13 protein-coding genes are annotated in these 11,333 nt (G+C 50.6%); 7 read left to right on the top strand and 6 right to left on the bottom strand.

The genetic code is table 11. The features are described 5' to 3' along the window. Nucleotides 1-495: 495 nt before the first annotated feature. Entirely contained in the window at nt 496-978 is a 483-nt protein-coding gene (gene smpB, locus OGV52_RS10910) for an SsrA-binding protein SmpB (RefSeq protein WP_003031211.1), read from the bottom strand. A 154-nt stretch (nt 979-1,132) separates the two neighbouring features. On the opposite strand from smpB, the gene ratA reads away from it, so the two are divergent. Beyond that, nucleotides 1,133-1,576, top strand: a complete 444-nt coding sequence (ratA, locus tag OGV52_RS10905; RefSeq protein WP_003031213.1) for a type II toxin-antitoxin system toxin RatA — start codon at nt 1,133-1,135, stop codon at nt 1,574-1,576. After that, nucleotides 1,560-1,856, top strand: a complete 297-nt coding sequence (locus OGV52_RS10900) for an RnfH family protein (RefSeq protein WP_003839823.1) — start codon at nt 1,560-1,562, stop codon at nt 1,854-1,856. Before ratA ends, OGV52_RS10900 begins: the two co-directional genes overlap by 17 nt. 50 nt (nt 1,857-1,906) lie before the next feature. Here OGV52_RS10900 and bamE read toward each other — a convergent pair whose 3' ends face one another. The 3 genes from bamE to nadK form a co-directional block, all read right to left on the bottom strand. Then, nucleotides 1,907-2,251, bottom strand: coding sequence for an outer membrane protein assembly factor BamE (gene bamE, locus OGV52_RS10895; protein WP_003826401.1), 345 nt, complete (start codon nt 2,249-2,251; stop codon nt 1,907-1,909). A 149-nt stretch (nt 2,252-2,400) separates the two neighbouring features. Continuing rightward, on the bottom strand, nt 2,401-4,062 hold the full coding sequence (recN, locus tag OGV52_RS10890) for a DNA repair protein RecN (protein ID WP_019077416.1): 1,662 nt from the start codon (nt 4,060-4,062) through the stop codon (nt 2,401-2,403). Nucleotides 4,063-4,147: 85 nt separating this feature from the next. Beyond that, a complete protein-coding gene (gene nadK / locus OGV52_RS10885) occupies nt 4,148-5,026 on the bottom strand; it encodes an NAD(+) kinase (protein ID WP_103766802.1) in 879 nt (292 codons plus the stop codon). Between the two features lie 122 nt (nt 5,027-5,148). On the opposite strand from nadK, the gene grpE reads away from it, so the two are divergent. Next, nucleotides 5,149-5,742, top strand: coding sequence for a nucleotide exchange factor GrpE (gene grpE, locus OGV52_RS10880; protein ID WP_003031221.1), 594 nt, complete (start codon nt 5,149-5,151; stop codon nt 5,740-5,742). A 50-nt stretch (nt 5,743-5,792) separates the two neighbouring features. Here grpE and OGV52_RS10875 read toward each other — a convergent pair whose 3' ends face one another. After that, on the bottom strand, nt 5,793-7,082 hold the full coding sequence (locus tag OGV52_RS10875; protein ID WP_008785520.1) for an HlyC/CorC family transporter: 1,290 nt from the start codon (nt 7,080-7,082) through the stop codon (nt 5,793-5,795). Between the two features lie 18 nt (nt 7,083-7,100). Continuing rightward, nucleotides 7,101-7,892 (bottom strand): cytochrome C assembly family protein, encoded by a 792-nt coding sequence (locus OGV52_RS10870; protein ID WP_003031224.1) that lies wholly within the window; start codon nt 7,890-7,892, stop codon nt 7,101-7,103. Between the two features lie 165 nt (nt 7,893-8,057). On the opposite strand from OGV52_RS10870, the gene ffh reads away from it, so the two are divergent. The 4 genes from ffh to trmD all read left to right on the top strand — a co-directional run bounded on the left by ffh (nt 8,058) and on the right by trmD (nt 11,300). After that, a complete protein-coding gene (ffh, locus tag OGV52_RS10865) occupies nt 8,058-9,419 on the top strand; it encodes a signal recognition particle protein (RefSeq protein WP_287108481.1) in 1,362 nt (453 codons plus the stop codon). Nucleotides 9,420-9,672: 253 nt separating this feature from the next. Continuing rightward, nucleotides 9,673-9,921 carry a 30S ribosomal protein S16 gene (gene rpsP / locus OGV52_RS10860; protein ID WP_003031228.1) on the top strand — a complete coding sequence of 83 codons (249 nt, stop codon included), beginning with the start codon at nt 9,673-9,675 and terminating at the stop codon, nt 9,919-9,921. 18 nt (nt 9,922-9,939) lie between these two features. Further along, complete coding sequence (rimM, locus tag OGV52_RS10855) at nt 9,940-10,488, top strand: ribosome maturation factor RimM (RefSeq protein WP_003031230.1); 549 nt, start codon at nt 9,940-9,942, stop codon at nt 10,486-10,488. 44 nt (nt 10,489-10,532) lie between these two features. Continuing rightward, the gene (trmD, locus tag OGV52_RS10850) at nt 10,533-11,300 is read left to right on the top strand and encodes a tRNA (guanosine(37)-N1)-methyltransferase TrmD (protein ID WP_016157187.1); all 768 of its coding nucleotides are present in this window, start codon (nt 10,533-10,535) and stop codon (nt 11,298-11,300) included. Nucleotides 11,301-11,333: the final 33 nt, after the last annotated feature.

The following is an 11,333-nucleotide window of genomic DNA, read 5'->3' as shown; positions in this document are numbered from 1 at the left end:
AGATGAATTTACACATGTAATTTCATTGATTAGGTCACATAGATGTTAGTTTATTGATTAAATACGTCCGGGCCCTTTCTGCTGAATAGTTCTTTCGTATTAGATGATATAGTCAGAAAGAAAGTATTCTGCAACTTATCCATATTAAAAAAGTAATTAGTCATTTGGAAAGGATACTTTTTAGTTTGCTTTTAACGGTTGTTTTTATGGTAACTAATTGTATTTAAATGGGTTTGTTTTCATTGAAATGAATGCCAATATAATAAACAATAGTAATAATAGTGTTATTAAATAAATGGAAATATGAATGCTATGGTCTTGAACTTTTATATTATTGGACTATAGACCGCAACGGTAATGACAGGGGGTTTATTTCATATCTGAACGATTCAGCATAAATAAACTATAAACGCGGTGAATGTATTGTGTGGGTTTCGATAACTAAAAAATAAGAACCAGTCTCAGGAGGGGAGACTGGTCACAGGGGAGTAGCGTTTAGCGGCCAGCATTTTTCATGATACGCGCTTTATCTAACTGCCATTCGCGTTCTTTCACATCAGAGCGCTTGTCGTGCTGTTTCTTACCTTTCGCAACGCCAATTTTCACTTTGCACCAGGCATTCTTCCAGTACAACGAAAGCGCAACGACGGTATAACCATCACGATTCATACGACCATACAGGGAGTCGAGTTCACGCTGGTTTAACAACAGTTTACGGGTCCGAGTGGGGTCGCATACCACGTGTGTTGAGGCCACCGCCATCGGCGTGAAGTTGGCGCCAAACAGGAACGCTTCGCCGTCTTTGAGTATGACATAGCTGTCGCCGATGTTGGCTTTACCCGCGCGCAGGGATTTGACTTCCCAACCTTGCAGGGCGAGTCCTGCTTCGAACTCTTCTTCAATAAAGTATTCGTGTCGTGCGCGCTTGTTTAGCGCGATTGTGGCTGAGCCAGGTTTGTGTGCTTTTTTCTTCGTCATAATGCCGCTCAGTATAGGTAATCTGGAATCGAAAAACACCCCATTTCATCCAGCGGGGCGCAAGGCGCTATCTTAGCACGAGTTAGGCTATAGCGTTTTTTTTAGCGGGTGATAAATGGTATTATTTGTGTGATTGATATTGATGGGAATTGTTATGCCTCAGATTAGCCGGACCGCTTTAGTACCCTACAGTGCGGAACAGATGTATCAGCTAGTGAATGATGTTAAGTCCTATCCTCAGTTTTTGCCGGGTTGCACCGGTAGCCGCGTACTGGAGTCGACTCCGGGACAAATGACGGCCGCTGTGGATGTCTCGAAAGCAGGGATCAGTAAAACGTTCACCACGCGCAATCAACTGACCAGTAATCAGAGCATTCTGATGCATCTGGTCGATGGGCCGTTCAAGAAGCTGATTGGCGGCTGGAAGTTTACGCCACTGAGTCATGAAGCGTGTCGTATTGAATTCCACCTTGATTTTGAGTTCACCAATAAGTTAATCGAGCTGGCGTTTGGCCGTATCTTTAAAGAACTGGCTTCAAATATGGTGCAGGCCTTCACGGTTCGCGCGAAAGAGGTTTACAGTGTCAGCGTCGGCTAAAATTGTCGTTGAAGTGGCGTACGCGCTACCCGAGAAACAGTATTTACAGCGCGTAACGCTGCAGCAGGGCGCAACGGTGGAAGAGGCTATCCGCGCTTCCGGGCTGCTGGAATTACGTACCGATATCGATCTCAGTAAAAATAAAGTGGGTATCTACAGCCGTCCGGTAAAGCTTGCTGATGTTCTGCATGACGGCGATCGGGTGGAAATTTACCGGCCACTGATTGCTGACCCAAAAGAGCTGCGCAGACAGCGAGCAGAGAAATCCGCTAAAAAGTAACAAACAATAAAAAAGGTGCTCATTGAGCACCTTTTTTTGATCTCTCAAACCTACTTGTTATCGGTCAAAGCGGGTTTGTTATCAATGTTGGTCAATACGCCGCTGCTGTTAAAGGTCAGCGTCAGCGTTTGCTGGGTTACGCCTTCATGTCCAGGTTGCTGACGGAACACATAAAACCAGGTGTTAGTGCCAAAAGGATCGGACATCATTGGTGTACCCAGAGCATAAGCAACCTGCTGTTGCGTCATACCCGTGCGCACTTTAGCGACATCGGTAGGTGTCAGATAATTTCCCTGGTTGATGTCAGGGCGGTAAACCACTCGCTCCAGAGTGGAACAGCCTGCAGTCAACATCAGTAGTACTGCTGCAGCAGCAGTCAGCGTTTTACAGCGCATAGTGATTTGATTCCTTTTCGGGCCCGAGCAGTACGCGGCTCATATGTAATATGCCGATGATAATAGACCTTTCACCACTTTAAAACCTTTTGCTGTCGGGTCGGTCGGCGATTTTATGTTGAACTCAGACCTTCACAAGGTAAAAAAGTTTATGCCGCCAGCAGTTCTTTTGCATTTGCGAGGGTATTGCGCGTCACTTCGCTACCGCCAAGTAGACGGGCTAATTCCTGCAGGCGAGCGCGTTTATCAAGCGGCTGCATGTGTGTTTCCGTCATCGCGCCATCTGTTTCTTTGCTGACATAGAAATGTTGATGACCACAGCCCGCAACCTGCGGCAGGTGAGTAACACACATTACCTGCGTTGACTCGCCCAACTGTCGCAACATTTTACCCACTACCGCAGCCGTCGGGCCGCTGATACCAACATCCACCTCATCGAAAATTAGCGCAGGCGTTTCCATCTTACGTGCTGTAATGACCTGAATAGCCAGCGCAATACGTGACAGTTCCCCGCCGGAAGCGACTTTCGCAATTGGCTGTAACGGCTGACCTGGGTTAGTGGTCACTTTAAACTCCACGCGGTCGGCACCGTCTGCGCTCAGATGGTGCTCCTCAAATTTCACATCAATGCAAAAGACACCGTGCGGCATCGAGAGAGCATGCATGCTCTCTGTAATAAGTTGCCCCAGTTCCTGCGCATAATGCTGACGCTGTTGGTGCAGCATTTTTGCCGTTTCCAGCGCCTGCAGGTGGTGATTGTTCACCGCCAGGGTTAAGGTTTCGAGCGAGTCGGCCTGATCGTCCAGTTGCTGTTGTTCATCCAGCAACGACTGATAGAACTGTGGCAGCACTTCAGGGGCAACATGATGTTTACGCGCCAACGAGATTTGCCTGGAGATACGCTGTTCGAGTTCGAACAAGCGGTTAGGGTCTAAATCCAGACGATCGCAATAGTGGCGCAGCTCGTCGCTGGCTTCGCTGAGCTGGATGGTGGCCTCTTCCAGCATATCCAGAATACCTGAAAGTTTGCCGTCCATGCCTGCCAGTTCAGTGACCAGGTGTTTTGCGGTGTACAGTTGGCTTTGCAGATTGATGTCTTCACCATCAGCCAGGATAGCCAGCGCCTGTTGGCTGGTGGTGAGCAATTGCCCACTGTTAGCCAGGCGCTTGTACTCTTCATCAATTTGCTCAAACTCACCCGGCTGCGGATTGAATTCGTTCAGTTCCTTTAACTGGTATTGCAACAATTCCGCCCGGGCTGCGCGTTCCAGGCTTTGTTGCTGATGATGCGCCAGGTCACGACAACTTTGGTGCCACAGTTGGTAGCGCGCAGCCATTTCCTGGGTCAGAGACGCTTCATTGGCGTAACCATCAAGCAGGGATTTTTGGTGTTCTGATTTTGTCAGGAGCTGATGCGCATGCTGGCCATGGATTTGAATAAGTAACTGGCCCAGCTCGCGCAACTGCGATAACGGAACGGCGGTTCCGTTAATAAACCCACGGGAGCGGCCATCGCTGCTGATAACGCGACGCAGCAAACACTCACGGCCTTCCTCAAGCTGGTTCTCTTCCAGCCAGCGCAGGGCTGCGGGGGTATCTTTTAAGGCAAAACGGGCGCAGAGGTCGGCTCGCATGGCGCCTGCACGCACCATGTCTGCGTCTGCGCGTCCGCCCAGACACAAACCGAGAGCATCAATGGCAATGGACTTACCCGCACCGGTCTCACCGGTGATAACGGTCATTCCGTTCTGGAAATCGATCTCAAGTTCACGAACGATAGCAAAATTGCTGATGGTCAGTTGTGCCAACATAGCTGTTTTCCTGTATGAAAAACCATAACTGTGATTTCATACAGTATAAACTGGTTTTTTATACAGTAAAGAGGTTAGCGTTAAATTAGAATAATTTTTTTGACCAACCAAGCTTAGTGCTTAATGTGTTGAAATAGCTGTAATCTTTTGGATGTATCAGGTTCAGATGATAATCACAGCGGCGAATCAATACGTCTTCACCTTCCTGTATAGGTAGGGCGATTTGGCTGTCACAGCTGATCTCCAGATCGTTACGGCGATGAGAAAAGCGCAGGCGAATGGTGCTGCTACTGTTGATCACCAGCGGTCGCGCGGAAAGCGTATGCGGAAACATGGGTACCAGCGTAATGGCATCCAGAGAAGGCGTCAGAATTGGGCCTCCGGCAGAGAGCGAGTAGGCGGTAGAGCCGGTCGGCGTCGAGATAATCAGCCCATCTGAACGTTGGGAGAAGGCAAAAATTTCATCGATATAGACTTCAAATTCAATCATGTGCGCCACTTTCCCGGGGTGCAGCACAACTTCATTGATGGCAGTGCTAATGCGCTTCTGGCAATTCTGTTGACACACCTGAGCTTCGAGTAAAAAGCGCTTTTCGCTGATGTAGTGGCCTTCCAGCACGTCAGCTAACTGTTGCTGGGCATTGTCTGGGTCAAGGTCGGTCAAAAAACCGAGGTTGCCGCGGTTAATGCCAATAACCTTGATGTCATAACGTGCCAGGGTGCGTGCGGCGCCCAGCATATTGCCGTCGCCGCCGACTACCACGGCGAGGTCTGCCTGTTGGCCAATTTCTGCGAGCGTGCCGGTTTTCACATTTTTCAGCTGCAGTTCGTGGGCGATTTGTTGCTCAACGATAACCTCATAACCTTTGGTGCACAGCCAACGGTAGAGCATTTCATGTGTGGTCAGTGCAGTGGGGTGACGTGGATGCCCCACAATGCCAATACACTTGAAATGTTTGTTCATTTTCTCGAGGTCCTTGTAACGAAGATTAGTGACAATGTGAGTACTTCCCTTGAATCCCTGAATCTGATCCCCATAATAAGCCAAGTTAGCGAGATGAATGCGAAAAAAACGCGGAGAAATTCATGAGTAGTAAAGAACAGAAAACGCCTGAGGGGCAAGCCCCGGAAGAAATTATCATGGATCAGCACGAAGAAGTTGAGGCGGTTGAATCAGACGCTTCTGCTGAGCAGGTGGATCCGCGCGATGAAAAAATTGCGAATCTGGAAGCTCAGCTTGCTGAGGCCGAAACTCGCGAGCGCGACAGCGTGTTGCGTATCAAAGCGGAAATGGAAAACCTGCGTCGTCGTACCGAACTGGACGTAGAAAAAGCGCATAAGTTTGCGCTGGAAAAATTCGTCAACGAACTGCTGCCGGTGCTGGATAGCCTGGACCGCGCGCTGGAAGTGGCGGATAAAGATAATGACGCTATGGCGGCGATGGTTGAAGGTATTGAGCTGACCCGTAAGTCAATGCTGGATGTCGTGGCGAAGTTTGGTGTACAGGTGGTTGCGGATATCGATGTGCCGATGGACCCGAACGTGCACCAGGCAATTGCAATGGTAGAGTCTGACGACGTTGCTGCCGGTAATGTGCTGATGGTAATGCAGAAAGGCTATACCCTGAACGGACGTACCATCCGCGCCGCGATGGTCTCTGTGGCGAAAGCCAAAGGCTAATCAGCCTTCAGGCCGGGTAATGCTCACGCGCTAACCGGCCTGAATTATTCTCACTGGTCCGACACGCTTTCCCGTAGCGGTTTGACCGGCAATACCTGCACCTGTTTAATCATATTATCCTGCACGTCGAGAATATCGATATCGTACTGTCCAATACGCACACGCGTGCCAGCAACCGGGATCTCTTCCAGCGCTTCAAGAATAATACCATTCACGGTACGTGCGTCATCTTCCGGCAGGTGCCAGTTAAACGCCTTATTGATTTCACGAACGTTGGCGCTGCCGTCAATGATCACCGAGCCATCATTCTGCGGCGTTACCTCTTCGGCAAGCGTGGGTGACATTGAAGTGGTGAAGTCGCCGACAATCTCTTCCAGAATATCTTCGACCGTGACCAGCCCCTGAATATCGCCATATTCATTGACAACCAGACCCACTTTCTTCTTGTTTCGCTGAAACTTAATGAGCTGGGTGCTGAGAGGCGTACCTTCCGGGACGTAATAAATTTCGTCGGCGGCACGTAACATAGTCTCTTTGGTGAACTCTTTTTTCTCTGCCATCAATCGCCAGGCTTCACGTACGCGCAGCATACTGATGGCGTCGTCCAGCGAGTCGCGGTACAGCACAATACGGCCGTGTGGAGAGTGCGAAAGCTGACGCACGATTGACTTCCAGTCATCGTTAATATCAATGCCGATGATTTCGTTACGCGGGATCATGATGTCATCGACGCTGACTTTTTCCAGATCCAGCACTGACAGAAGCATATCCTGGTTACGGCGTGAAATTTGCGAGCGCGATTCATTCACCAGCGTTCGCAGTTCATCTTTACTCAGCGAACCGCTCACCACGATATCCGTTTTGATGCCCATCATGCGCATAAGTAGCCGCGTGATGGTGTTGAGTAGCCACACCAACGGCATCATCAGAATCTGCAGTGGAGCCAGCAGTACACTGCTCGGATAGGCGACTTTTTCTGGATACAGCGCGGCAATAGTCTTGGGCAGTACTTCGGCAAAAACCAGCACGACAAACGTCAGTACCCCAGTGGCAATAGCGACACCCGCATCGCCATACAGGCGCATACCGACAATGGTGCCGAGCGCGGAGGCCAGAATATTCACCAGATTATTACCGATGAGCACCAGGCTTATCAGGCGGTCCGGCTTACGAAGTAGCTTTTCAACGCGTTTTGCCTGACGATTCCCCTGCTTGGCCCGATGACGTAGACGATAGCGATTCAGGGTCATCATTCCGGTTTCAGAACCGGAAAAATAGGCGGAAATGACCACCATGATGAGAAGCGTGATAATGAGCGTGGTGGTGGAGATGTGTTCCACGTAGGGTTCCTTAAAGATTTAACTCACGAACTGCTGCAGGATACGACTGCCGAAATAGGCCAGCGTTAGAATGCCTGCGCCTGCGACGTTAAACCATACGACGCGACGTCCGCGCCAGCCTTCATGGTAATGCCCCCACAACAGAACGATATAGACAAACCATGCCACGATAGAGAGAACGGCTTTATCAATGTTCTCGGTACTGAACAGGTTATGCATGTAAAACAGGCCAGTGCACAGGGTGAGCGTCAGCAGAACCACGCCAATTTGGGTGATATGAAACATTTTCCGCTCAATACTCATTAGCGGCGGCATCTCATTGCTGAAGGCCAGTTTTTTGTTTTTCAACTGGTAGTCGATCCATGCCAGTTGCAGCGCATAGAGTGCGGCGATAATCAGCGTGGCGTAAGCGAATAGCGATAGCCCAATGTGAATCATCATGCCCGGCGTAGCTTCGAGATGGGTGATGAACTCGTTCGGCATAAACGTGGCGAAGGCCAGGTTGATCAGCGCAAAGGCGTAGACAATGGGCAGCAATAGCCAGCCACGATTGCGGGAAGCGACGATAGTCATTACCGTACAGATCATCAGGCTAACCAGTGAGCCGACGTTCAACAGACTCAGGTTTTGTCCGCTTTCACCGCCGGGCAGAATTCGCGCTTCCAGGGCGATAGCATGACTTACCAGCGCGACGACCGCAGAGAGAATAGCCATACGCCGCCAGCCGCTGTTTTTTTGCAGCAGAGCGGGAATAATCAGCGCAAGGCTGACTGAGTAGGCGACAAGGGCGAGCAGAGCAAAAACGGGCATATAGGTGTCGACAGTTGGCCAGTGATAAAGAAAAGCAGTATAGCGTTACGTGACCGCTGCTCCAACCGTTGCATAACAACAAAGGCGGCTTCATGTTATACTGCGACAAATTTCTGTTGATGTGTCGCTGTCGCGACCGACCGTTTCCACCCCAGGCGAGAGACAATGTTTGATAATTTAACCGATCGTTTGTCGCGCACGCTGCGCAATATCAGTGGCCGTGGACGCCTTACTGAAGACAACGTTAAAGAGACGCTGCGCGAAGTGCGCATGGCGCTGCTGGAGGCTGACGTAGCGCTGCCGGTAGTGCGTGAGTTTATCAATCGCGTAAAAGAGAAAGCGGTTGGTCATGAAGTTAACAAAAGCCTGACGCCGGGTCAGGAGTTCGTCAAGATTGTCCGTAACGAACTGGTTGCGGCAATGGGCGAAGAAAACCAGACCCTGAATCTGGCTGCACAGCCGCCAGCCGTTGTGCTGATGGCTGGTCTGCAGGGGGCGGGTAAAACGACCAGCGTCGGTAAGCTGGGGAAATTCCTGCGTGAGAAGCACAAGAAGAAAGTGCTGGTGGTCTCCGCGGACGTTTATCGCCCGGCGGCGATAAAACAGCTGGAAACGCTGGCCGAGCAGGTCGGTGTGGACTTCTTCCCGTCGGATGTTGGCCAGAAGCCGGTCGATATCGTTAACGCCGCGCTGAGAGAAGCCAAACTCAAATTCTACGACGTGCTGCTGGTGGATACCGCCGGTCGCCTGCACGTTGATGAAGCGATGATGGACGAAATTAAACAGGTCCACGCTTCTATCAAGCCGGTTGAAACGCTGTTTGTGGTCGACGCCATGACCGGTCAGGATGCCGCGAATACCGCAAAAGCCTTCAACGAAGCGCTGCCGTTAACCGGTGTCGTGCTGACCAAAGTTGATGGTGATGCTCGTGGTGGTGCGGCGCTCTCTATTCGTCATATCACCGGCAAGCCGATTAAATTCCTCGGCGTCGGCGAGAAAACCGAAGCGCTGGAGCCGTTCCACCCGGATCGTATTGCTTCGCGTATTCTCGGCATGGGTGACGTGCTGTCGCTGATCGAAGATATCGAAAGCAAGGTTGACCGCGCGCAGGCAGAGAAATTAGCCAGCAAGCTGAAAAAAGGCGACGGCTTCGATCTCAACGATTTCCTTGAGCAGCTCAACCAGATGAAAAACATGGGCGGCATGGCAAGCCTGATGGGCAAGCTGCCGGGCATGGGGCAGATCCCAGACAACGTGAAATCGCAGATGGACGATAAAGTGCTGGTGCGTATGGAAGCCATCATCAACTCGATGACGATGAAAGAACGCGCTAAGCCGGAAATCATCAAAGGTTCCCGTAAACGCCGTATTGCTGCCGGCTGCGGTATGCAGGTACAGGACGTAAACCGCCTTCTGAAACAGTTCGACGACATGCAGCGCATGATGAAGAAAATGAAGAAAGGCGGTATGGCGAAGATGATGCGTGGCATGAAGGGTATGATGCCGCCAGGCTTCCCTGGTAGATAAATATATCGGGCTACCTAATTTGCCTTTTTGACGTCGGGGTGGGCTCGAAATGCTCACGTACTGCATGTACGTTCCGCTTTCTGCGCGCACGCCGACGCCAAACTGGCTGCAATGGTAACGCCCTGGTATAAAGCCTCATCACATGTTGATTGCTTTTTTCCCAGAAATCAGTAAAATTTTCGGGCTTTTAATATGACACCCGGGCTCCGTTCCTCGATGGGGCCTGGGTGTTTTATTCACACAAGAGGATGTTATGGTTACTATTCGTTTAGCTCGTCACGGCGCTAAAAAGCGTCCGTTCTACCAGGTTGTTGTTACCGACAGCCGTAATGCACGCAACGGTCGCTTCATCGAGCGCGTTGGCTTCTTTAACCCAATCGCTAGCGAAAAAGAAGAAGGCACTCGCCTGGATCTGGATCGCATCGCTCACTGGGTTGGCCAGGGCGCGACTATTTCTGATCGCGTAGCTACGCTGATCAAAGCAGCAAACAAAGCAGCTTAATCTGTCACGGTGGTCATGATGAGCAAGCAACTCGCCGCGCAGGCTCCTGTGGAACCCATCGTTTTGGGGAAAATGGGGTCTTCTTACGGTATCCGTGGTTGGCTCAGAGTGTTTTCTTCCACTGAAGACGCCGAAAGCATTTTTGACTATCAGCCCTGGTTTATCCAGAAGGCGGGTCAGTGGCAGCAAGTACAGCTGGAAAGCTGGAAGCACCACAATCAGGATCTGATCATCAAGCTGAAAGGCGTTGACGATCGTGATTCGGCGAATCTACTGACTAATTGCGAAATTGTCGTGGATTCCTCGCAGTTGCCAGCGCTGGAAGATGGTTCCTACTACTGGAAAGACCTTATGGGCTGCCAGGTAGTGACCACTGAAGGTTACGATCTCGGTAAAGTCGTCGATATGATGGAAACCGGTTCGAATGACGTCATTGTCATTAAGGCAAACCTGAAAGATGCGTTTGGTATCAAGGAACGTCTTGTACCGTTCCTCGATGGGCAGGTTATCAAGAAAGTCGATCTCGCTACTCGTACTATCGAAGTAGATTGGGATCCTGGTTTTTAAACCACCGGATAAACGGTAAAAGTCGGCGTTATGGGGATTGGCTTGTGTTTATAGGTATCGTTAGCCTGTTTCCAGAAATGTTCCGCGCAATTACCGATTACGGGGTAACTGGCCGGGCAGTAAAAAATGGCCTGCTGAACATCCAGAGCTGGAGTCCTCGTGACTTTACTCATGACCGGCACCGTACCGTGGACGATCGTCCTTACGGCGGCGGACCGGGGATGTTAATGATGGTGCAACCTTTACGGGACGCCATTCATGCAGCAAAAGCTGCGGCTGGTGAAGGCGCAAAGGTGATTTATCTGTCACCTCAGGGACGCAAGCTTGATCAAGCGGGCGTTAGCGAACTGGCCACGAATCAAAAGCTGATTCTGGTGTGTGGTCGCTATGAAGGAATAGATGAGCGCGTGATTCAAACCGAAATTGACGAAGAATGGTCAATCGGCGATTACGTTCTCAGCGGTGGTGAGTTACCGGCAATGACGCTGATCGACTCCGTTTCTCGGTTTATTCCGGGAGTTCTGGGTCATGAAGCTTCGGCAATCGAAGATTCGTTTGCTGATGGGTTGCTGGATTGCCCGCACTATACCCGACCTGAAGTGTTAGAACAGATGGAAGTACCGGCAGTGTTACTGTCGGGGAACCACGCTGAGATACGTCGCTGGCGTTTAAAACAGTCGCTGGGCCGGACCTGGCTTAGAAGACCTGAACTTCTGGAAAACCTGGCTCTGACTGAAGAGCAAGCAAGGTTGCTGGCGGAGTTCAAAACGGAACACGCACAACAGCAGCATAAACATGATGGGCTGGTCTGAGACCCCCAAATATCAGTTTACCCAGGATAAGAG

The organism is Citrobacter sp. Cb041 (assembly GCF_030336655.1).
GTDB lineage: Bacteria > Pseudomonadota > Gammaproteobacteria > Enterobacterales > Enterobacteriaceae > Citrobacter > Citrobacter braakii.
Note: the sequence above shows the minus strand (reverse complement) of the source record. Positions and strands in the feature narration are given on the sequence as shown.

What these genes read in the sequence shown, in the direction of transcription:
- ratA (WP_003031213.1), top strand. Translation starts at nt 1,133, where the DNA reads ATGCCTCAGATTAGCCGGACCGCTTTAGTACCCTACAGTGCGGAACAG.
- ffh (WP_287108481.1), top strand. Translation starts at nt 8,058, where the DNA reads ATGTTTGATAATTTAACCGATCGTTTGTCGCGCACGCTGCGCAATATC.
- recN (WP_019077416.1), bottom strand. Translation starts at nt 4,062, where the DNA reads ATGTTGGCACAACTGACCATCAGCAATTTTGCTATCGTTCGTGAACTT.
- OGV52_RS10870 (WP_003031224.1), bottom strand. Translation starts at nt 7,892, where the DNA reads ATGCCCGTTTTTGCTCTGCTCGCCCTTGTCGCCTACTCAGTCAGCCTT.
- bamE (WP_003826401.1), bottom strand. Translation starts at nt 2,251, where the DNA reads ATGCGCTGTAAAACGCTGACTGCTGCTGCAGCAGTACTACTGATGTTG.
- smpB (WP_003031211.1), bottom strand. Translation starts at nt 978, where the DNA reads ATGACGAAGAAAAAAGCACACAAACCTGGCTCAGCCACAATCGCGCTA.
- rpsP (WP_003031228.1), top strand. Translation starts at nt 9,673, where the DNA reads ATGGTTACTATTCGTTTAGCTCGTCACGGCGCTAAAAAGCGTCCGTTC.
- rimM (WP_003031230.1), top strand. Translation starts at nt 9,940, where the DNA reads ATGAGCAAGCAACTCGCCGCGCAGGCTCCTGTGGAACCCATCGTTTTG.
- grpE (WP_003031221.1), top strand. Translation starts at nt 5,149, where the DNA reads ATGAGTAGTAAAGAACAGAAAACGCCTGAGGGGCAAGCCCCGGAAGAA.
- nadK (WP_103766802.1), bottom strand. Translation starts at nt 5,026, where the DNA reads ATGAACAAACATTTCAAGTGTATTGGCATTGTGGGGCATCCACGTCAC.